This window comes from Nocardioides sp. AN3 (assembly GCF_054653495.1).
Map to the genome: position 1 here is coordinate 1 of NZ_BAAIGC010000046.1, position 19,907 is coordinate 19,907.

Sequence of the window (19,907 nt, forward strand, 5' to 3'; positions counted from 1 at the left end):
AGTCGGCGCACCGCGAGGAGCGCACGACGAAGGTGGGGGTCGGGGCGGCGCGGGTCGTAGCCCCGACCTCGCGCTGTGGGGGAGTCCCTCGTCCGCCGAAGCGGGCCGGCCGCGCGCCCTTCGCTGCCACCCACGACCGCGTCCCTAGTGCCCTCGAAACCACGCCGAAGGACGCCACCCACTGGTCGACTCGGGCGCTGGCCGAGCGACACGGCATCAGCCGCCAGACCGTGAGCGAGATCTGGCGCGCGTTCGGCCTCAAGCCGTGGCGACAAGACGAGTTCAAGGTCTCCCCGGATCCCGATCTGATCGAGAAGATCCGCGACTTGGTTGGGCTCTACATGTCCCCACCGGTCGCGGCCGCGGTCTATGCGGTCGATGAGTTGGGTCGGACTGGGGCGCGTTGACGCCTTCACAGGCGTTACGTTTCCCCAGCCGGCTCTCCGAACCGGGCGTGCGTGTCTCCATGCATCCGGCTCTCCACGAGCCCGTGTCGTTGGGCTACGCGATCGACCTGGATGGATTCCTTGCCCATGGTGTGGCGATGTTGTCGGCCCGGTAGCGATAGCGGCTGACCGTCATCGCCTGGGGCTGGTACAACACCACGCCGTCCTCGGTGGGACGTCACTGCGGGAGATAGCGCCGGATCAAGACGGCCCACTTCGTCTTGTGATGTCGCTTGCGGATCCACCGTGCTGCCCGGTGCCAGGTGAACTGGTCGAGGTAGCCGAAGGTCGCCTTCGACACGCCGTGCCGGAAGTAGGTGCACCATCCCTGCAGCACCGGATTGAGCTGGCGCAGCAGAGCTGCAAGCGTCGGATGTGCCGACCTGCGCGTTAGCGTGTCGACGCTCACGTAATTCCCCTGGGCTGCGCTCACGCAATTCCTCAGGTGGTGGGTCCGTAGGGCATTTCTACTTGATGGGCTCCTGTCATCGGTGACACTGCGGGGTCGCTTGTTGGGTCGGTAGCTGGGGCCGTTCATGAAGATCTGATGACTCGTGTTGATGACGCGGTCCAAGAGCGACTTGGCGATCCTCGACCGGCTCCTGCACCACTGCGACGTCTTATCCACCGAGGGAACGCAAACGGTCTTGGCTGGACACTGGTTGTGCGTCTTTGGGCTTCGGGCTGGGCGCGCTTGGTCCTGTGGCGGTCGGGTCGGGTGGGTCGAGCGGGATGCGTAGCTGGATCTGGACGTGTGAGCCGGTGACGTGCACGTCCTCGATGAGCAGGCGCATCAGTTCTTGGCGCTGTGGGCGGTCGAGGTGATCGATGACGCCGCGGATCTGTCGGGCGAAGTCGTTGACCCGGCGGCGGAGCAGGTTGCCGTGAGCCAGCGCGGTCCTCTCTGCGCCCAGCGCAGTGCGTTTGGTGGCCAGCTCGGCGTGGCGAGCCGCGACCTCGCGTGAGCGGCGCTGCAGCTCGGGCATCTCGATCAGCCCAGCCTGGAACAGATCGACGAGGCGGCGTCGTTCGGCGTTGGCGCTGTCGATCTTGCGGTCGAGCCGGGCGAGTTCGGCGGCGAGTAGTTCGTCGTCGGGGACCGGCTGGGCGAGCGCGACGGCTTGTTCGCCGGCCAGTAGTAACGCCGGGGTTGTGAGTGCGGCTCGGACGTGGTCGAAGACGAACCCGTCGAGGGAGTCGGCGCGGATGTTGCGTTCGGGACACCGGTGCTCCTCGCCGCCGGCGCGGAGTGGGTCGTGGTTGCGGCAGTAGTAGTAGCGGTGCCAGGTGCCGTTGCGACCACGCATCTTGTGACAGTTGGTGCCCACCTTGCAGACGCCGCACTTGACCAGGCCCTTGAGCAAGAACGCACCCGGTTCTGCGCGCCGCGGGCTCCACTGGCTGTTGTCGTGGGCGACTCGACTGACGGCTTGGAACTGGTCGTCGGTGACGATGGGCGGGCAGTCGATCGAGATCCACTCCTCGCGGGGGCGCGGGACCTGCCGGGTCCGCCGGCCCGGACCCGGCGCGGCGACGGTCTCGGTGCGGTTGTAGTAGACCCGCCCGACGTAGGCCTCGTTGCGCAGCAGTCGACATAGCGTGGAGTGGCCCCAGGTCGCCCGGCCCGTCGGGGAGGGCACCGCTTCTGCGTTGAGGCGGCGACAGATCTCTCGGATCGTGGTGCCGGCGATGCGGTCGGCGAAGATGCCGCGCACGACCGCAGCTTCGGGCTCGTAGAGCTCCAGGTGTGCCGGGCCAGTCGCCTCGCTGCGGGCGATTCGCCGGTAGCCGTAAGGGGCCTTCCCTGTGGTGATCTCGCCGGCGCGGGCGCGGAACAGCTTGCCGCGTCGGTAGCGTTCGGCGATCTTGGCCTTCTCGTATTCGGCGATCACTCCCTGAACCTGGGTGAGGAGCACGGCTTGCGGGTCGTCGGCGGCGAGGTCGGGTGCATCGCTGAAGTGCACCTTGATCCCGAAGCGGGCCAGCTCATCGAGCACCAGCACCTGGTAGGCGTAGGCGCGAGCCAGCCGGTCCGGGGACAGGCACCACACCGCCTCGAACAGGCCCGCCTCGGCGGCATCTCGCAGGGTGTCCAGCCCGGGTCGGTCCAGACGTGCCCCGGAGTGCCCGTCGTCGATGTACTCACCGGCCACCTCGTGCCCCTCGGCGCTGACGTGCTCGCGGAGCACGGCCAGCTGCGAGCCGATCGTGCCGCGCTCGGCCTGCCGCTCGGTGGACACACGGGCGTAGAGGGCCACCTTCATTGCGCACCACCGACCATGGTGACCGACTCCGGCGGCAGTGTCGCAGCGACGTCGAGCAGGAACTGGTAGCCCGCTGCCAGCGCATCAACTCGCGGGTCATCGCGTGGACTCCACGCAGGTCGCGATGCTCCTGCCAGCTCAGCGACGAAGATCGCCTCGCTGACCGGCCAGCTGATCAACCCGGCCAGCCCACGGCGCCCGAACCGGACCGCAGCCAAGTCGTCGGGCAGCCGGCCGTGCTCGAGCAGATGAGAGCGCAGCGTCTCATAGTCGATCTGGGCCGCCTCGAGTGGCGGCCAGAACGACCGGACGCTCATCGCAGCCTGGCCCGCTCGATCGTGCGGCGGTGCAGTCGCACTCCGTACTCCTCGGCGACCTGCTCGACCAATGCGCCGGTATCCGCCTCCGACTCCCGGATGAACGACACGATCTCCGGCCGCAGCTTGACCGGCCCCTTCCGGCCACGCGCTTCGTCGAGCAGCCCAGACATCCCCGACTCCGAGAACGAGGCGAGCACCAGGTAGAAGGCCGCACGCGAGTAGCCGTGCGCCGCCGCGGCCGCGGTCACGGGCTGATCGTCGACCAGGTGAGCACGCAGCATCTCGTACTTGACCTGCACCTTGTCCGCGGGCAGGAAGAAGTCCCCGCCGCCGGTGAACAACGCCGCCCGCACGGCCTCGGGGCGCGCGTGCAACAGCCCTGCCTCGGTCAATGTGGCCAGTCGTCTGGCACCGCTCACGTCGTCCACCTCCTGCCGCAGACGCTAGAACCAACAGACACAGACGTCTAGCATTGAGTGCCGCGTGTCCCAGACAGAACCTGAATAGGTGCCAAAGTATCCCTAACCAGTCGGAGATGGAGAACCACACCGGACATTCAATGCTTGACATGCGGCGGTCTTTACTAGACATCAGAGTTCGCTCCTCACGGCGGGCCGTCGCAAGCGGCGACGGTGATCAGGGTGGAGATAGAGCCCCGGCACCGGATCGCTCGGGGTCAGCGTGACCGTCAGTTGCAGCTTTGCGTTCCGCTGATGTCCATCAACGGCCCGAGCTACCGACTCAAGAACCGCTTCAACCTCGTCACCGGAGGTGAGCCTGTGTCATAGTCACCCCTGCCGAGACCGACACATCAGGTCGTACCCGGTCCGACATATGAGGTCGTACCCCGACACCGAGGCATCGGTGAACATCAGCAAGGCCGACCTGGTCCCCAAGGACACCAACCTGCGCGAGACACCACGCCCACGTCTGCCAGACCAGCGGCGACTCCGTGCGGCTCACCCAGGCACTCGCCGGACGAGGGGTGAACCCGTTGAGCTGACCAACCTGGCCGGTGGTGGCCACAGCACCCGTGGCAGATCCCATGGCCACCACCGGGCAGTTCTCGTGACCGCCCGCGGGCAGGTTTCATGTCCGCCACTGGGCAGATCCTGGTGGCAATTGACAGGCGACCTCACCCGGCACAGGAGTCGCCCGCCCGATCACGATCGGGTGGGCGTGCACCGCACTCCGGCCCACATCCGCCAGGTTGGAGCCGGTGTATCTCTTGAGAGGCTTTACACGTTGGTTCCTCACGTACACGTTTCCGTCTCGCTAGGCGGGCCCGGGTCGTCTGGGAATGACAGGGCGGATTCCAGTGAACGTCGCAACACCAGAGGTAGTGAGAGGTTGCGATGGCGCGGTCGAGAGCGACCCATCGAGGCGCGGGGTTGACGGAGAAGCAAGACAAGTTCATGCGGTTGATCGCGCAGGGCGTGTCGAACTCCGAGGCGTGCCGGCTGGTGGGGATCCATCGGCGGACGGGGACACGCTGGCGGCTCGGCCGCACGGTCCTGAACACAGCGGGCGAGAAGGTCCACTATCCGCCTGTGAGTGTCCCGCCGGCGCCGCGAGAGCGCCATCCGAGGTACCTGTCCGTGGAGGAGCGGACGGCGATCGCCGACCTGCGCCGAGAGAAGAAGGGCGTGCGTGAGATCGCGGCGGCGATCGGCCGGTCCCCGGCCACGGTCAGCAGGGAGCTGCGCCGCAACGCGGATGGTTCGGGGCGTTACCTGCCCAGTCCGCGGATCGGCTCGCTGAGGAGCGAGTTGCTCGTCCACGCGAGCGACGGCTGCTCCTCGATGTCGAGCTCCGCACCGTTGTCAACGAGCTGCTCGGCAAGCGGTGGAGCCCCGAGCAGGTCGCCCATGAGCTGCATGAGCGGTTCCCCGGCCAGCCGGATCGGCAGCTATGCACCGAGTCGATCTACCAGGCCATCTACGACCCCGACGTCGAGGTCTCCCGCCCGTCCAAGCGGCGCCGTCGTCGCCGGCGGCGTCAGGTTCAGGGGCAGGAGCGGCGTGGTCGACTGACCGGGATGATGATGATCGCCGACCGTCCAACGGAGGTCGAGGATCGCGTCCAGGTCGGGCACTGGGAAGGCGACTGCATCAAGGGCGCTGGCAACCGGTCCGCGATCGGCACGCTCGTCGAACGGCGAACTCGCTTCCTGATCCTCGTTCACCTCCCCGGCGGCAGAGCCACCGCCGAGGCGATGCGAGCCGGCCTCGCCACCGCCCTGGGCCGGTTGCCGGCCGACCTGCGACGCACCCTGACCTGGGATCAGGGCAAGGAACTCGCGCTGCACCGGCAACTCGCCGAGCAGATCGGCACCAAGGTGTTCTTCTGCGGCGCGCACTCACCGTGGCAGCGGGGCAGCAACGAGAACATGAACGGGCTGCTGCGCGACTACTTCCCCAAGGGCATGGACCTACGCCAGGTCACCCCCGACGTACTCGCTCGGGTTGCCGAGGAGATCAACGCACGGCCACGCAAGACCCTCGGATGGGCCCGGCCGGTGGAACTGCTCGCCGATCAAGCCACCGCCGAAGCCGCTGCACAAGGCGCCTAACAGTTCCGGATCATCCCCAAAAGATCGCGGTCGGGTCGCGGTCGACCTCTGCGAGCAGGTCCTCGATGCTGGCCGTCGCGGGCACCCGGTCGTAGGCGTGAAACCGCAAATTCCGATCCCGCCAGTACAACGACCACAACCCGGTGCCCCTGGTGTACCGCAGCCGCGCGATTGGGCATCGCGTCCACTCCGGTCCGAAGCCCGCCCGCCAGGGCGGTCGGCACTCGACGATCGTCAGATGCCGCTCGGCGACGTCCACCTCCACCCGCACCTCGTCGCGGACTTGCTCAGGCACCCGGGCGCGGCACCACCGCTCCACCCGCGCCATGTCCAGCTCCGGAAGACCAGCCATGCCGATAGTCTCCCCGGCCAACGGAGTTCACCGTGTTGCGACGTTCACTGGAATCCGCCCCGTCACGGTGGGGCCAGTTGGAGTTGACATACTCAGGTCGTCTGGCAGTGCCGACCCGTCCCGTCGTTGTCAGGGCTGCTCCCACTCTCCCCGGCGTCTCCCGCGTCGGGCTGCCCTCAGCTTCCCCAGCCTGCTGCGACAGACCAGGGATGGAGTCCTCTCACCTCCATCCGGAAATGCAGCGCCTCGTGGCGCACGAAGCCCCAGATCCAGGCGGTCGACCGCTCAGCACCGATCCTGCCGATGCTGCCCACGACCCCGCAGCGCGCCACCCACGACTACGAGCGCAACGGCACCGTGGACCTGTTCGCAGCACTCCAGATCGCAACTGGGAAGGTGATCACCGACCTGCGCAAGTCCCACACCGCCGCGGACTTCATCGCGTTCTTGAAACAAGGTCGACCGCGAGGTCCCCACCGACCTCGACGTGCACGTCATCCTCGACAACCTCTCCACCCACAAGACCCCAGCGGTGCACGAGTGGCTCCTGCGGCACCGACGCTTCCACTTCCACTTCACCCCGACCTACGGATCATGGATGAACCTCGAGCGCTGGTTCTCAGCACTGACCACCAAGAAGCTCCAACGCTCCGCACACCGCAGCGTCAAGGCGCTCGCCGACGACATCCGCGGCTGGGTCGAGACCTGGAACGAGAACCCACGGGCCTTCACCTGGCACAAGACCGCCGACGAGATCCTCGATCGGCTCGCCGGCTACTGCCGAGCGATCAACAAATAGCCACCGCTTCAACCTGACAGGACACTAGGTGGCCGCGATCAGGTGAAGTGTCTCGAGGACCTCGTCTCGATCCATCTTGTGCCCCGGCAGGATCTGACGAAGGAACATCCCATCGATGCTCAGGATCAGTGCCTTTCGGATCGCCTCGTTCGGAACACCGGGCTCGAGCAACTTCTCAACGGCGCTCCACCAGCCCTCGATGGCGCAAACCATCCGCGGGTCGTTCACAGCCTTGAGGTAGAGCTGGAATTCAGCGACGAGAAGGTGGCCACCGGTGTTGGCAGACTCGGCGATTGCCGTCGCCAACGCGTCGAGTGGAGATGTGCCCGCAGCCACCGCCGTGCGGGCCCCTTCAAGATGTGCGTCCGTGGACGATGAAAGGGCCTCGGCAAGGAGGTTCTCGACGCTGTCGAAGTGGTAGATGACCAGGGCAGGGGAGACCTGTGCTTCCGCGGCGACCGACCGCATCGAGGCGCCCGCGACACCGTCGCGCTCAATGACGCGCAGTGCCGCCTGGACCAGCTGAAGGCGCCGCGTACTTCCCCGCTGCAGGCGTCCATCGTGCACCGGGCTGGCGGCCGGTGGATCATTGATTTCGGGCAACGTGGGGTCCAATTCGGGGATCGGCGACGGGGCCCGAAGGACTCGACTGCCACCGGGCGGGAGGTTGCACGAGCGTCTGCACGACTACCTAACTACCTCGCTGCCTCAGGCGGGGCGGCCGGTGGTGTTCACCACTCACGCAGGGACTCCCGTCTGAACTGTACCGAGGGTCGCGATTGGACGCCGTCGCACGGTGGTGGCGGCGCCCCGGACAGCGGCGCCCTCGAGGTTCCCACCCTGATCCGACCGCTCGATGCGCGGAGGTCGGGGCTACGTGGTGAACGTCGAAGGGCGGCGTCCAAGGAAACCTGTTCAAGCGATCAATTTGTTGTTACCGTGCTCCGCAGGCCGTTAATCGAAGATCAGGAGACTGGTTGTGGGTAGTGTGATTGAGAGTTCTTCATACGTAACGAACCTGCCGCGCGAGTACTTCGTGTCGGAGGAGATCTTCCAGACCGAACTGAAGAAGGTGTTCTCGCGCCAGTGGTTGTACGCCGGCCAGACGTCCCAGGTGCCGAACCCGGGCGATTACTACGTACGTGACGTCGGTCCCGAAAGTCTGATCATCTGCCGGGATTCATCGGGGCGCCTCCGCGCGTACTTCAACGTTTGCAGGCACCGTGGTTCACGGATCTGCGGCGCCGACGAGTCGGGCAACACCAATCGGTTCTCGTGCCCTTACCACCGTTGGACCTACAACGTCGCCGGTGAACTGCGGGTGGCGCCGGGAACTACTGATGGAAAGGACTTCGACTACGCCGACTTCGGGCTGCACGAGGCGCACTGTGACAGCTTCTTCGGTTCGATCTATGTCTACCTTGCCGACGAGGAGCCGCCTGCGTCCCTCCACGACACGCTGGCGCCTCTCACGTTTGATCTCGAGTCTCTCGCTGCGGTCGAGCCTGAGCGAACCAAGGTCGCCGTCCGGCGAGTATATGACGTGAACTGCAACTGGAAGACGCTTCTCGAGAACAACACCGAGTGCTACCACTGTCCGGGCGGGCACACCGACCTCTGTGCGACATGGGATCCCTTCCAGTCCGTAGGTACGCCATCGATGCGCGAATCCGGCGAGAACGACAGGTTCGTGCCACTGGTCGAGGGAGCGAAGACCTTCTCGCCCGATGGTGAATGGCTCTGCGCAAAGCCGCTCGGAACGCCGCAGCTGGAGGGCTTCAGCACCGGGTTCATGGTCTACCCGAACTACAGCTCGGTTCTGTATTTCGCTGACCACGCCATTGCCCTCGTTGGCGAACCGATCTCGCTCGGCCGCTCCCGCCTGGTCGCGGAATGGATTGTGCATGAGGACGCCGTTGAGGGAGTCGACTATGACCCCGGCGCACTCATGAAGTTGTGGGACGTGACCAACCTCGAGGACATCGAGTTCGCCGAGCGAAACTACAATGGCCTGAAGTCGATGAGGTTCACGCCGGGTCCCACATCCCCACATTGGGAGGTCGTGACCCGGGAGGCGATGGGGAAGTACCTCGAACTGATGGAGGCGGAACTTTGAGGAGGAGTCCGGGGCGGGTCTCTGTCTGGCCTCGGGACTCGGCCGTGCAGACATAGAGACGTACGGGGTCAAGCCCCCGGGGAGTGGTGTAGCGCATTGTCAATACTCCCGCCGTGTGTGCGGGCTTCGATCGACCGAAGCCGGTACACGCAGATGAGTGGGCGGGCTGGATCTCGTCCGTTTCGCTGACCCCGAGGGATGGCCGAGTGGACGGGATCGATGACTTCGGTCCCGTGGCCTGAAACTGGCCGCGCGCGAGATGCTGACCGTGGGCGCCAACTGGCAGAGGCCGGTCCGAGGTGCGCCGTCTTCCCCAGCGTTGGATCGACGAACTCAGTTATCCGCATCCCGTATCGACGGTGTGGTTTGCGCCGAGCACAACCCGAGCCGCTCAACGGGGCGACAAGGCGCGGCACGCTCCCACCAGTGGAGCAGGATGATGCGTTCCGGAGTGGCGCAGCTGAACCGGCAACGGGGCGTCGTGGCCCGGGAAGAGTGATTCAAGCCCACGCCCGAGGACGCAGGGGGACCGGCGATGCTGGTCGTGCCACCAGAGGCCGACCACCAGAACGGCGATGACCTGGCGTTCGGACCACGAGCGCGAGTGGCTCCTCGCCGATCTTTGCGGTCGCTCCTTCGTCGAACGGGGGCGGGATCTTCCTAGACTTCTGTCGCGCGCGGGACGAGCTTCGCGCCCACCGAGTCCTTGGGCGCCCACGGGCCGACGCCCCCGATGCGCTCTACCTCGATGTGGGTCACGAATCCGGGCGTGCGCGGCACTGCGTGGGCGCGGTCCACCCCTCCGTAGGTCTCAGCGAGCCGGTTCACGACCTCCGCCCCACCTCCCTCGGTGACGCGTGCTTTCCCGTGGATGACCAGATACTCCTGGACGCCCTTGTGGAACCGGGTGCCCTCCAGGGACAGCGCCACCCGGGGGTCACGCATCATGTTGCGGACCTTTGCATACAGCCCGTTGTGCCCGAGGACGAGCTCGGACCCATCGAGCCCCACCCAGGCGCACGAGACCTGTGGACTGCCGTCCCTATTGATGGTCACCAGGTGCGCGAGCCGTCCTTGTTCAATCAGCTCGCGGGCGCTGGGAGGAAGTACGGACATGATCGACTTCGCCCCTTCTCTCGGGTCCTGTCACTCGGCCAATCGGCTCGATTGATGATCGTTTATCGATGTCTGGCAGCCGATTAACGGAGACTGTAGTGCGCGATAGGGGCGCTGACAAGTGTTCCAGTAGAGGGCGCGGCTCGGGTGAGGGGATGCCAGGGCTTCCGCGGAGGGATCATAGCGACGTATTGGGGTGGTGGCACAGTTCGCCGACCGGCAGGCAGGCTCCTCAATGACCTGTCGGGCTCGAGTGAGATCGCGACATCTGCGCGCCGAAGTCGCCTTCCTGGTCTCTCCGACTTGGTCGCCAGATGACCCACTTCGAGCGGTTGGGCGCCCATGCGGGGCGCGGTCCTGTGCTGGATCGTGATTTGCGCCTACATCCCGCCATGCCGGCGGGCGGTGGTCGGGCAGTGTTGCCGCAGACCGGTGGGAAGCGAGTTTGGATGTGGAGCCGCTCCCTTTGCTTGACGGCAATCGCTGTTGACCACTCGGCGGGGCGGCGAATAGGGTGCAATCAAAGAACGGGCCCGATGATCCGAATATCGGAGTATATAGCGTCCGAGCAGATCCGTGGAGAGGGAAGTCATGTACCGACGTGGATACATTGTGCGACGGAAGCCGGGCTGGTCGCGGGAGCGCTTTGCAAGCCGGTGGCGAGCGCACTATGACGTGGCCATCTCGATCCCGGGTTTCATGGACCCGGTTCCGCGCTACATCCAAAGTGATGTCCGCGACGATGGCGAGCCCGGTGTCGAGGGGCTGGCGCTCGGCTTCGACGGGGTCGGTGAGTCCATCTATTCCGACCGGGGCGCGTGCTTCGCACACATGGCTGAACGGCACGCCCGTGGCGACGCCGACCGAGCCGTTGCTGATTCCAGTGAGTTCCTGACGTGGGAGCCGTTCCGTGCCACTTTCGGCGGCGACTACGTCCACCTTGGTGGCGTGGACAGGGCGCGGTACAAGCTGTTCCGGTTCCTGTCGCGGCCCGGCGGCGTGGAGTACGCCGAGTTCGAGAAGCGCATCTCCGGCGCTGCTCGGCCGTTCGGGCTGGGCGCTGCGCTGACGCTCGGGCACCGTGACGATCTCGTGTGGACGCCGGCGACGTCGGTGAATCCTGCATTCGAGGGGCTGTTGTCGATCTGGGTTGAGAGCCTCGAGGAGGCGTGGCAGGTCTTGGCGGGTGACGCGTGGCAGGCGTTCGAGGATGCGGTCGAGCCCGTGATCGACAGTGCCGCATCCCTGAGCCTGCTGGGAGTCGAGCACATCCTGCACGACGTCCCTCTCGAGCCCGGAGAGTCGGTGGCCGACCAGGACGATGCGCGGACAGGGGCCGATTCCGGGCGACCTTAGCCCACCGGAGCGAGCAGATGTCAGACGAGCGGGGTCGAACGAAGTACCCGCACATCTCTTCGGAGCCGATGACCATCGGACCCGTTGACATAAGGAACCGCATCTTCATGGCCGCGCGCGGGATCCCGCTCGACGGCCCCGGCCCGAGCAATCCAAGTTACGACGCACCGTCGGCTGACGCATTTGATTGCTACGCTGAGCGCGCGCGTGGCGGAGTCGGACTGCTGTTCCACATTCAGAAGGTCGGACACACGGCGGATTCCAGCGGTCGTCGCAACACCTTGATCACGGAGGTGTTCGGTGGGACGACGCAAGCGAGAGGTGCCAGAAGCGCCGGCGGGTGCCCGTCGGCAGTGGGCTGCTGATCGGGCGCTACGAGCTCCGATGCGATCGCCTGGCCGCCCTGAACCCTCGCGGGCGGTGCAGCGTGAGTTCTGGCGTCTGATCGCTCAAGGGGTCAGCAGCGAAGACGCCGGGGTGCAGGTCGGCGTGTCGACGCCGGTCGCGACGAGGTGGTTTCGCCACGCTGGCGGGATGGCCCCAATCAGCCTCGACGAGCCGACCGGCCGCTACCTCTCCTTCGCCGAGCGGGAAGAGATCGCGCTGCTCCGGGCCCAGGACCACGGGGTGCGAGAGATCGCCCGCAAGATCGGACGCGACCCCGCGACGGTCTCACGTGAGCTGCGCCGTGACGCCGCCACGCGAGCCGACCAGAAGGGTTACCGGGCCACGGTGGCCCAGTGGAAGGCCCAGCAGGCCGCGAAGCGCCCCAAGCGGGCGAAGCTCGCCACCAATCAGCGGCTGCGCGAGTACGTCGAGCACAAACTCGCCGGGGAGGTGACCGACGCCGAGGGACGTCCGATCGCCGGCCCGAACCTACCCTGTGCGGGGCGCCGCCACGGTCGCCGGCAGGACCGGCGATGGGGTGTGACATGGAGCCCCGAGCAGATCAGCAACCGACTCAAGGTCGACTCCCCGATGATGAGTCGATGCGGATCAGCCACGAGACGATCTACCAGTCCCTCTACGTCCAGGGCCGTGGCGCGCTCAAGCGGGAGCTCACCGCGTGCCTGCGAACCGGTCGGGCACTGCGTGAGCCCCGCGCCCGCACCGGTCGCAGCGGTCGCACGTTCGTCACCGACGAGGTCAAGATCTCCCAGCGGCCCGCCGAGGCAGCCGACCGAGCCGTCCCCGGGCACTGGGAATCTCAATGCTTCTGTCAAGCGGCCGGCGCGAGGACCGGAGCGAGGGGTTCTTGGTAGGTGGTGCGGTCGCGCAGCATCGCCCAGATCGTGGTGATGCGGCGTCGGGCGAGGGCGATGAGTGCCTGCTTGTGGGACTTGCCTTCGGCCCGTTTGCGGTCGTAGAACGCCCGGGACGCGGGACTGCACTTCAGGCTCGACAAGGCGGCGAGGTAGCAGGTTCTCATCAGCCGGCGGTTGAACCGTCGGGGGCGGTGGTGGTTGCCGCTGATCCGGCCGGAGTCACGTGGTGCTGGGGCCAGGCCGGCGACGCTGGCGAGGCGGTCGACGTCTCGAAGGCGTCCAGGTCGCCGCCGGTGCTGGCCAGGAACGTCGCGGCGAGTACGACGCCGAAGCCGGGCACGCTCAGCAGGATCGGCGCATCACGGTGCTGGTTGAACCGCTGCTCGATCTGCTCATCGAGTGCGGCGACGTCGGCGTCGATGGCCTGGATCTGCTCGGCCAGCCGGGCCACCAGCTGGGCGCCGACCGGCTGGGTGGCCAGCATCGTGTGCTGGGCGTTGGCGGCCGCCACCGCTTTGTCCGCCATCTTCTGTGAGCCGCGGGCGCCGCGCTTCTTCAGCCACGCTGCCACCGTACGACGCCGAGGCGTCGGATCGCGTCCGGGGTCTGGTAGCCGGCGACCAGGATCAGCGGTGCCTTCTTGGAGTAGTCAAAGGCTGCCTCGAGTGCGGGGAAGTACTCCAACATCGTGGCTCGCAGCCGGTTGATCGCCCGGACTCGATCAAAGATCAAGTCGGTGCGGCGTGCGGTCAGCAGCCGCAGATCGGTGCTGATCTGGTCCCCGCCGCGCACCGGCTGTAGGTCGGTGCGCATCCGGGCCTGGTCGGCGATGATCCGGGCGTCCTTGGCATCGGTCTTGCCATCACCGCGGTAGGTCGCAGCAGCGTGGTGAACGATTCGGCCCGGAATGTAGAGCAGCTGCTGGCCATGGCCAGCCAGCAGGGCAATCAGCAAGGCCGCGCCGCCGGCATTCAGGTCGGTTGCCCACACGACTTCATCACCGTCGGCGATCGCGAGTACCGCGGCGATCAGCTCCAACAGCGCTGCCTCGTCATTGTCGACCCGGCGCGACAGCAACACGCTGCCGGTCGCGTCGATGACGACGCAATGATGCGCCCGCTTGCCCGAGTCGATCCCTGCCCACACTGCGGCCATCTGATTCCTCACGTTCTGACTACCCAAGGGGTTCTCCTTGACGGGCGACCACGCCGGCACCTCCTTACCCAACGATCCGTTTCGCGCGAGTCTCAATGAGCGGTCGAGCCACCACCAGGACAGGCGGGCGGCCATTCCCAGTGAGCCCTCGCCGGCAGCACTGCAACCGGCCTGGCAGGGCGAACCTGAGCCATACCCACCTATCCCAAGGAGAGCGATCAGGACCCTACGACGGCCCTTCGATCACCCACGGCTACAACGTAACGAGGGCGACTTGATCATCGGCCTCGAAGCCTCGGCGATCGGCACCCTGGTCGAGCGCACCAGCAGGTACACGATGCTGCTGCACCTGCCCCGGACGGACGACTTCGGGAAGAGCCCGATCGTCAAGAACGGGCCACCACTGGCCGGCCACGGCGCCGAGGCCGTCAACGCTGCGATCACCACGCAGTTCGGGAGCCTGCCCGAGCAGTTGCGCAGGTCGCTGACCTGGGACCAAGGAGGCGAGCTCGCCCAGCACGTCCAGCTCAAGATCGACGCCGGAATCGTCTACTTCTGCGACCCGCACTCGCCGTGGCAGCGGCCCAGCAACGAGAACACCAACGGGCTGCTGCGTCAGTACTTCCCCAAAGGCACCGACCTATCGCGCTGGACTGCCAACGAGCTCGAGGCGGTCGTCACGACACTGAACGCTAGGCCCCGCAAGACACTCGGCTGGCGAACTCCCGCCGAGGTCTACCCAGAACAGCTATTGTCACTGGCCCAGGCCGGTGTTGCATCGACCCCTTGAACCTGCCCAGTACAAGCCCGCGGAGTACGCCGCCGTCGCGGCCGAACTCGGCGTCACCCTCAGCGTAGGAAGAACCGGGTCATGCGACGACAACGCCGTCGCGGAGTCGTGGTTCTCGATGTTGAAGAACGAGATGTACCACCGCTACCGCTTCCCAACCCGGGTGCGGGCGAGGTTCGCCGTCATGGACTACATCGAGGTCTTCTATGACCGACGACGGCTCCACTCGACCCTCGGATACCGCACTCCTGCTGCCGTTCACGCGGGAGCCCAAACTCAGGCAGCAGCCGCCGCCTGATCCCGAAAAGACCTGTCTACGAAACTTGACACAGCCCAGTGCCCGTTGGGTCGTGCCGGGCGGACCGCCTCGACCACCAGCCCGACCAGCTCGTCGGTGACCGCGTCTGTACCGTCGTCGCGGACCAGTCCCGCGGCCTGGGCCGCTTCGACATAGCGGCGGGCGGTCTTGCGGTCCACCCTCGCCCGCTCGGCGACCTTCCGCAGCCCGGCACCCTCGAGCCAGGCCCGCAGCACCTCACGCACCTCGACCACGCTGACCTCCCTGAATCCCATCAGCGCTGACCTCCACGTCGACGGTCATGACGTGGGCAGTCAACGAACACATCTCGAGGCCTCCCGACAGGCGCGCCGGGTGGTCCCATGACTGACAGAACAGGTGGTCCCATGAATCTGGCAGAAAACCGCCTACCGCGGTCCCATGCTCATGGCGGGCGACAACTTCAACAATCGTGTTCCGTGCCAAGCGTCGACTATTACCTGACAGTGCCGCCATCGAAAGTCCGGTCGAGCACGTCGGCGTAATGGCGCGTCTCTTCATTGAACGGGGCGCCACTGCTTACCTTGGAAACACACTTGGTCCCATCAGCAACGAACGAACCGGTCGACGCATCGTTGACGCCAACTCATGAACCTCGCGCCCTTGAGCCGATCGGGCGTTAGCCACGAAATGCCGGGCGGCACGAACAGCCGCGCGCCAACCCGATGCCGCACGAGGAGCGCGGGCGCTCGCCAAACACACCGCGACGACGATCACCAGACTTCGCCGCGGTGTCGCAGCAGCTGAGTGGCGATGACCTTCGGCTGTCTCTTCGCCTATTGTCCAGCACGACCGCTGTCAGCGAGTGCGACGTTGACTGACTTGACCTCCATGTAGGAGTACAGTTCGCTGAGGTCGTTCTCTCGTCCGAGTCCGGAGTTCTTGAAGCCTCCGAACGGCATCCCCTGGTAAAGAGCGCCGCCTGTGTTGATCCAGACGTAGCCGGCGTCCAGACGTCGCGCGAGCCGCTGCGCCCGCGAGACGTCTGCGGTCCAGATTCCTGCGACGAGTCCGTAGTCGATCTCATTCGCAATGGCGACCATTTCATCCTCGTCACGCCAGGTGATCACCGACACGACCGGACCAAAGATCTCCTCGCAGGCAAGCCTGGATCCTGGCCTGACATCACTCATGACCGTCGGCGACACATAAAAGCCCTTGGCCGGAGCGCCGTCAGGACGTCCACCGCCGGTCACGACTGTCGCGCCGTCCGACAGGCCGATCTCGACGTAGCGCAGCACCTTCTCATACTGCGACCGCGAGATCATGGCGCCCATCTCCGATGACTCGTCGAGCGGATCCCCCACTCGAATGGCTTCGAAGCCAGCCTTGATTCGAGCCACGACCTCCTCGGCGATCGATTCGTGAACGAGTACGCGGGATGTCGAACAGCACGACTCGCCATTGAACCTGAGGTTCATGCCATCGACAGCCATAGTCGACGCCGCCTCGATGTCAGCATCCGGAAAGATGATCAGCGGATTCTTGCCGCCCAACTCCAACGAAACGTGCTTGACGCCAGTCTCAGCCGCCGCACGAAGGATGTTCCGTCCCACTCCCTCGCTACCGGTGAATGCGATTCGCCGCACGGACTTGTGCCGCACCAGCCCATCGCCGGCCACCGCCCCAAGGCCACTGATGACGTTGAAGACACCGGGCGGAAGCACCTTCGCCACGAGCTCGCCGATGCGAAGTCCAGACAGTGGGGCCTGGTCTGGCGCCTTGGCCACCACCGTGTTCCCGAGCGCAATCGGGAGGAGACACTGCGTAGTAACGTACAACGGGTGATTGAAGGGTGTGATGCGAGCGACGACCCCGTAGGGTTCGAAGACCGTGTGGTGGAGGCGATCGGAAAGACCAGGTACGACCTGGCCGCGCATCGCGGTCAGGCGAAACATTGTTGCACGCATCTTCTCGCAGACGGCGGCCGCATCGCCCCTGATGCTTGAAAAGGCCATACCGCCATTGATCGCATCGAGCATGGCGAGTTCGTCACCATGCTCCTCCACAATGTCGAGGGCAGCATTTAGGTAATCGATGCGTTGGCGATCCGTGAGCTGCCGCCACGATTGAAATGCCACGTCGGCAGCCTCGACGGCGCGCGACACATCCGCTACGGACGCCGCCGGCACGTTCGTCAGATGCTCCTCAGTTGAGGGATCAACTAGTGGGTAGGTATGCCGGTCGGCGGCCTCGACCTGCCGCCCCCCGATCGTCATGCGGAACTGCGTCCGCGCGATCTGGTCCTGCGCGGCCTGGCGGAGAGCGGTCATGAAAGCGCGTCCATCGTTCGGTGCTGCTCCGGAGAATGCCTTGCTCACGGCCGCGACTCGGACATGAGTCGTCACCTGTGTCAGCCGACGTCGGTTTTATCGGATTCTATAGCCCGACATACGGAGCGTCAATCTCGGCGCGGACGATCTCGGCCCGCCTCGCGTCCAGCATGCGATCGGCTCAACGGTCCCCAGATGTGCCCCTCCAGCCCATTGCCTTTTCGCCCCCCCCGATCCTAGAGTGCCATCACTATTCGAACCAACTGCATCGATAACCGGTGCACACTTCCTTATGAGTTCGGTGAATGCCCTCATCGCCCAGAGAGAAGGACGCTCGACCATGGCAGTACTTCCGCCCAGTGCCCGAGAACTGATTGAACAGGGCCGACTCGCTCACCTGGTCACCATCAACAAGGACGGCAGCCCACAGGTCTCGTGCGCCTGGATCGGGCTCGACGACGACGAACTCATCCTGGGACACAACGGACTGTACGCAAAGGTCCGCAACATGATGCGCGACCCACGCGTGGCGGTCTCGCTGGAAGGCACCCGGTTCCACAAAGGCGTCCAGGAGTATCTGGTCATCCACGGGAAAGCACGCGTGACCGAGGGAGGCGGAGCGGAAGTGGTGAACCGGCTCGCTGAGACCTACGGCGGCGTGGACCGCGCGCACGCAGTGCCGCGCACTCCCGGATTCGTGACCCATATCGAGGTAGAGCGCATCGGGGGCGTCGGCCCGTGGGCACCCAAGGACTCGGTGGGCGCGAAGCTCGTCCCTGGCGCGAGCCAGCACCCCGCAGGGGCTGCCGATGCTCGCTGACAGCAATGGGCTCGACCCTGCCTCAGGGAACCCAGTTGCGGCCAACGGTTCCCGTAACTATGACGTCATCATCGTTGGAGGAGGATTTGCGGGCATCAGCGCCGCAAGAGAGCTCAGTCGCGCTGGGTACCGCACCGTGATACTGGAGGCTCGCGGTCAACTGGGCGGACGCGCCAGGTCGCGGAAGGTGCTCGGAACCGACGTGGAGATGAGTCTCGGAGGTGCCTACCTCCGGTCATCCGAGGCGGGCGCGATTGCAGCGGGGATTCGTCCACACTACGCGGAGTCCTGGCGGGAGGTTAGCCGCTACGGCCTTGGCTTGCACCCGACACAGCCCGCTTCCACGCGAGTGACGCTCATCGGCGGCCAGCGGTTGCAGGGCACGCTGCCGCTGCCGTCCGAGGAGTGGCCGGCACTCGAGAGCATCGCCTATGCCATGTCCAGCGCCCTCCGCGGCGTGGACCCCTCGGCGCCCATCGATCAACAGATCGGACGCGGCATCGACCTGTCATGGGCTGATTTCCTCGAACCGCTGGACCTGCCGCCCCTTACCGCTGACTACGTGTGCACTTACGCGCGGGTCATGGGCCAGAAGGATGTCACCGATTTCTCCATCGGGATCATGGCGCACCAGATAATGTCCTTTGGCAACAGCATCCTACGGCGGTCACTTGCTCCGGTGTACGAGATCGAAGGCGGTCCGCGAGCGCTGTACGACGCGATCTTCGCCGACTCCACGGCGGATTTGAAGTTGGAGACCCCAGTCACCGCCATCGAGCAGTCAGCAAACGCAGTTCACGTGACCACTCCGGACGGGGGTTTCACAGGACGCGTGTGCGTCGTTGCGACGCCTGTGACGCAGTGGAACAGGATCGTGTTCGACACTCCTCTGTCACGCGAGAAGGTAGAAGGCAGCAGCATGAACCTGCTGAACCCCGCTAACAAGATATTCGCTCTTGTCAAGGACGCGCCGATCAACGCCGCGGGCTTCGGCAATCCAGAACAGAGCCGGGGATTTGTCTACACGCTTCCCGGAAAGCGGGTGGGTGAAGCCCAGATCCTGATGGGCATGACCTACGGCGGCCGCGTCGACGCCACCGATCGTGAAGACGTTCAGCGCGCCTTCCAAGCATACTTCCCAGGTTGTGAGGTTCTTGCTGTGGACTCGCATGACTGGAACACCGACGAGTTCAGCCAGGGAGCATGGATCGCTCCCCCTCCCGGATATCTCAGCACCTACGCGACCTCCATGCGAGCCCCTGAGGGTCGGCTGGTGTTCGCTACCGGCGACATCTCTCGTCACAACCTGTCGAGCATCGCTGGTGCGATCGAGAGCGGGACCGACGCCGCGACTTTCGCGGACGCCATTCTCGAGCAGGGCCCAACATCAACGTTGCAGGAACCGGTCGGCGCAGCCCGGAACGGGGAGGACTTCCAATGACTGAGGATCGAGTGGAGTCTCACGCAACTATCCCGGCACCGGCTCGGGTCGTATGGGCACTTCTGACGGAGCCTGAGCATTTGGGTAGCTGGTTCAGCGACGCCGGCGCACAGGTGGACCTGCGACCGGGAGGCACGATCACGATCAGCTGGAAGGAAAGCGGAACGGCCCGCTGCGTCGTCGAGCGGATCCAACCGGAGCGCGAGCTCACGTGGCGCTGGGCGCCGACACACGATCACGGCACCGGGATCCTCGAGGTGCCGATCTACGAGATGGCAGGACAGCCGGCCGAAGACGGCAACTCCACCCTCGTCGAGTTCTGCCTTAGCGAGGACATGGGCATCACCACGCTGCACGTCGTGGAGAGCGGCTTCGCGAGCGTCGATCCCCGACGCATGCGCGGAGGGCGCCGGCGCGACCCTCTTGAGGGGTGGCGAATTCAGTTGACGAATCTGGCGAAGTACGCATCGGACAGATTGGCGTGA

The 19,907-nt window shown here is 65.6% G+C and carries 15 protein-coding genes and 8 pseudogenes; 13 read left to right on the forward strand and 10 right to left on the reverse strand.

Annotated features, from left to right (window positions below; translation table 11 throughout):
- A pseudogene (locus tag ACYQ1K_RS26295) lies at positions 1–407 on the forward strand (IS630 family transposase); the annotation flags it as partial.
- 217 nt (positions 408–624) lie between these two features.
- Here ACYQ1K_RS26295 and ACYQ1K_RS26300 read toward each other — a convergent pair.
- The 4 genes from ACYQ1K_RS26300 to ACYQ1K_RS26315 all read right to left on the reverse strand — a co-directional run bounded on the left by ACYQ1K_RS26300 (position 625) and on the right by ACYQ1K_RS26315 (position 3,449).
- Positions 625–879 carry a group II intron maturase-specific domain-containing protein gene (locus ACYQ1K_RS26300; RefSeq protein ID WP_459986544.1) on the reverse strand — a complete coding sequence of 85 codons (255 nt, stop codon included), beginning with the start codon at positions 877–879 and terminating at the stop codon, positions 625–627.
- 187 nt (positions 880–1,066) lie between these two features.
- Positions 1,067–2,710, reverse strand: coding sequence for a recombinase family protein (locus ACYQ1K_RS26305; RefSeq protein WP_459986546.1), 1,644 nt, complete (start codon positions 2,708–2,710; stop codon positions 1,067–1,069).
- Positions 2,707–3,027, reverse strand: a complete 321-nt coding sequence (locus ACYQ1K_RS26310) for a hypothetical protein (RefSeq protein WP_459986548.1) — start codon at positions 3,025–3,027, stop codon at positions 2,707–2,709. Before ACYQ1K_RS26310 ends, ACYQ1K_RS26305 begins: the two co-directional genes overlap by 4 nt.
- The gene (locus ACYQ1K_RS26315; RefSeq protein WP_459986549.1) at positions 3,024–3,449 is read right to left on the reverse strand and encodes a COG3415 family protein; all 426 of its coding nucleotides are present in this window, start codon (positions 3,447–3,449) and stop codon (positions 3,024–3,026) included. The genes ACYQ1K_RS26310 and ACYQ1K_RS26315 overlap by 4 nt, the downstream gene beginning before the upstream one ends.
- A gap of 497 nt (positions 3,450–3,946) precedes the next feature.
- Between ACYQ1K_RS26315 and ACYQ1K_RS26320 the strand changes: the two are divergent.
- The 3 genes and pseudogenes from ACYQ1K_RS26320 to ACYQ1K_RS26330 all read left to right on the forward strand — a co-directional run.
- Positions 3,947–4,033 (forward strand): annotated as a pseudogene (locus ACYQ1K_RS26320) (ATP-binding protein); the annotation flags it as partial.
- 412 nt (positions 4,034–4,445) lie between these two features.
- A pseudogene (locus ACYQ1K_RS26325) lies at positions 4,446–4,691 on the forward strand (helix-turn-helix domain-containing protein); the annotation flags it as partial.
- Positions 4,692–4,822: 131 nt separating this feature from the next.
- On the forward strand, positions 4,823–5,602 hold the full coding sequence (locus ACYQ1K_RS26330) for an IS30 family transposase (protein ID WP_459986572.1): 780 nt from the start codon (positions 4,823–4,825) through the stop codon (positions 5,600–5,602).
- Between the two features lie 10 nt (positions 5,603–5,612).
- On the opposite strand, the gene ACYQ1K_RS26335 is transcribed toward ACYQ1K_RS26330, so the two are convergent.
- Positions 5,613–5,954 carry a DUF3024 domain-containing protein gene (locus ACYQ1K_RS26335; RefSeq protein WP_459986550.1) on the reverse strand — a complete coding sequence of 114 codons (342 nt, stop codon included), beginning with the start codon at positions 5,952–5,954 and terminating at the stop codon, positions 5,613–5,615.
- Between the two features lie 258 nt (positions 5,955–6,212).
- On the opposite strand from ACYQ1K_RS26335, the pseudogene ACYQ1K_RS26340 reads away from it, so the two are divergent.
- Positions 6,213–6,753: pseudogene (locus tag ACYQ1K_RS26340) on the forward strand (IS630 family transposase); the annotation flags it as partial.
- A 24-nt stretch (positions 6,754–6,777) separates the two neighbouring features.
- Here the strand turns inward: ACYQ1K_RS26340 and ACYQ1K_RS26345 are convergent.
- Positions 6,778–7,368: a TetR/AcrR family transcriptional regulator gene (locus tag ACYQ1K_RS26345; protein ID WP_459986552.1), complete on the reverse strand. Its 591-nt coding sequence runs from the start codon at positions 7,366–7,368 to the stop codon at positions 6,778–6,780.
- A 364-nt stretch (positions 7,369–7,732) separates the two neighbouring features.
- Between ACYQ1K_RS26345 and ACYQ1K_RS26350 the strand changes: the two genes are divergently transcribed.
- Entirely contained in the window at positions 7,733–8,869 is a 1,137-nt protein-coding gene (locus tag ACYQ1K_RS26350) for an aromatic ring-hydroxylating oxygenase subunit alpha (RefSeq protein WP_459986553.1), read from the forward strand.
- A 660-nt stretch (positions 8,870–9,529) separates the two neighbouring features.
- Here ACYQ1K_RS26350 and ACYQ1K_RS26355 read toward each other — a convergent pair.
- Entirely contained in the window at positions 9,530–9,985 is a 456-nt protein-coding gene (locus ACYQ1K_RS26355; RefSeq protein ID WP_459986555.1) for a PPOX class F420-dependent oxidoreductase, read from the reverse strand.
- A gap of 612 nt (positions 9,986–10,597) precedes the next feature.
- On the opposite strand from ACYQ1K_RS26355, the gene ACYQ1K_RS26360 reads away from it, so the two are divergent.
- Positions 10,598–11,341, forward strand: coding sequence for an EthD domain-containing protein (locus ACYQ1K_RS26360; RefSeq protein WP_459986558.1), 744 nt, complete (start codon positions 10,598–10,600; stop codon positions 11,339–11,341).
- Between the two features lie 384 nt (positions 11,342–11,725).
- A pseudogene (locus ACYQ1K_RS26365) lies at positions 11,726–12,546 on the forward strand (transposase); the annotation flags it as partial.
- A 14-nt stretch (positions 12,547–12,560) separates the two neighbouring features.
- Here the strand turns inward: ACYQ1K_RS26365 and ACYQ1K_RS26370 are convergent.
- A pseudogene (locus ACYQ1K_RS26370) lies at positions 12,561–13,761 on the reverse strand (IS110 family RNA-guided transposase).
- A gap of 265 nt (positions 13,762–14,026) precedes the next feature.
- On the opposite strand from ACYQ1K_RS26370, the pseudogene ACYQ1K_RS26375 reads away from it, so the two are divergent.
- Positions 14,027–14,551, forward strand: a pseudogene (locus ACYQ1K_RS26375) (IS30 family transposase); the annotation flags it as partial.
- 10 nt (positions 14,552–14,561) lie between these two features.
- Positions 14,562–14,849: pseudogene (locus ACYQ1K_RS26380) on the forward strand (integrase core domain-containing protein); the annotation flags it as partial.
- On the opposite strand, the gene ACYQ1K_RS26385 reads toward ACYQ1K_RS26380, so the two are convergent.
- Positions 14,828–15,124, reverse strand: coding sequence for a hypothetical protein (locus ACYQ1K_RS26385; RefSeq protein ID WP_459986559.1), 297 nt, complete (start codon positions 15,122–15,124; stop codon positions 14,828–14,830). The pseudogene ACYQ1K_RS26380 and the gene ACYQ1K_RS26385 sit on opposite strands and share 22 nt — an antisense overlap.
- Positions 15,125–15,664: 540 nt before the next feature.
- Positions 15,665–17,209 (reverse strand): aldehyde dehydrogenase family protein, encoded by a 1,545-nt coding sequence (locus tag ACYQ1K_RS26390; protein ID WP_459986560.1) that lies wholly within the window; start codon positions 17,207–17,209, stop codon positions 15,665–15,667.
- 292 nt (positions 17,210–17,501) lie between these two features.
- Here ACYQ1K_RS26390 and ACYQ1K_RS26395 point away from each other — a divergent pair, with 292 nt between their 5' ends.
- From ACYQ1K_RS26395 to ACYQ1K_RS26405, 3 genes are read left to right on the forward strand one after another with little or no spacing between them, the layout of a single operon-like run.
- Positions 17,502–17,981 carry a PPOX class F420-dependent oxidoreductase gene (locus ACYQ1K_RS26395; protein ID WP_459986561.1) on the forward strand — a complete coding sequence of 160 codons (480 nt, stop codon included), beginning with the start codon at positions 17,502–17,504 and terminating at the stop codon, positions 17,979–17,981.
- The gene (locus ACYQ1K_RS26400) at positions 17,971–19,422 is read left to right on the forward strand and encodes a flavin monoamine oxidase family protein (RefSeq protein WP_459986562.1); all 1,452 of its coding nucleotides are present in this window, start codon (positions 17,971–17,973) and stop codon (positions 19,420–19,422) included. Before ACYQ1K_RS26395 ends, ACYQ1K_RS26400 begins: the two co-directional genes overlap by 11 nt.
- Complete coding sequence (locus ACYQ1K_RS26405; protein ID WP_459986563.1) at positions 19,419–19,907, forward strand: SRPBCC domain-containing protein; 489 nt, start codon at positions 19,419–19,421, stop codon at positions 19,905–19,907. The genes ACYQ1K_RS26400 and ACYQ1K_RS26405 overlap by 4 nt, the downstream gene beginning before the upstream one ends.

Bases quoted from the DNA above. Each gene is read 5' to 3' on its own strand.
- ACYQ1K_RS26305 (WP_459986546.1), bottom strand. From the start codon at position 2,710: ATGAAGGTGGCCCTCTACGCCCGTGTGTCCACCGAGCGGCAGGCCGAG.
- ACYQ1K_RS26310 (WP_459986548.1), bottom strand. From the start codon at position 3,027: ATGAGCGTCCGGTCGTTCTGGCCGCCACTCGAGGCGGCCCAGATCGAC.
- ACYQ1K_RS26335 (WP_459986550.1), bottom strand. From the start codon at position 5,954: ATGGCTGGTCTTCCGGAGCTGGACATGGCGCGGGTGGAGCGGTGGTGC.
- ACYQ1K_RS26355 (WP_459986555.1), bottom strand. From the start codon at position 9,985: ATGTCCGTACTTCCTCCCAGCGCCCGCGAGCTGATTGAACAAGGACGG.
- ACYQ1K_RS26385 (WP_459986559.1), bottom strand. From the start codon at position 15,124: ATGGGATTCAGGGAGGTCAGCGTGGTCGAGGTGCGTGAGGTGCTGCGG.
- ACYQ1K_RS26395 (WP_459986561.1), top strand. From the start codon at position 17,502: ATGGCAGTACTTCCGCCCAGTGCCCGAGAACTGATTGAACAGGGCCGA.
- ACYQ1K_RS26400 (WP_459986562.1), top strand. From the start codon at position 17,971: ATGCTCGCTGACAGCAATGGGCTCGACCCTGCCTCAGGGAACCCAGTT.
- ACYQ1K_RS26405 (WP_459986563.1), top strand. From the start codon at position 19,419: ATGACTGAGGATCGAGTGGAGTCTCACGCAACTATCCCGGCACCGGCT.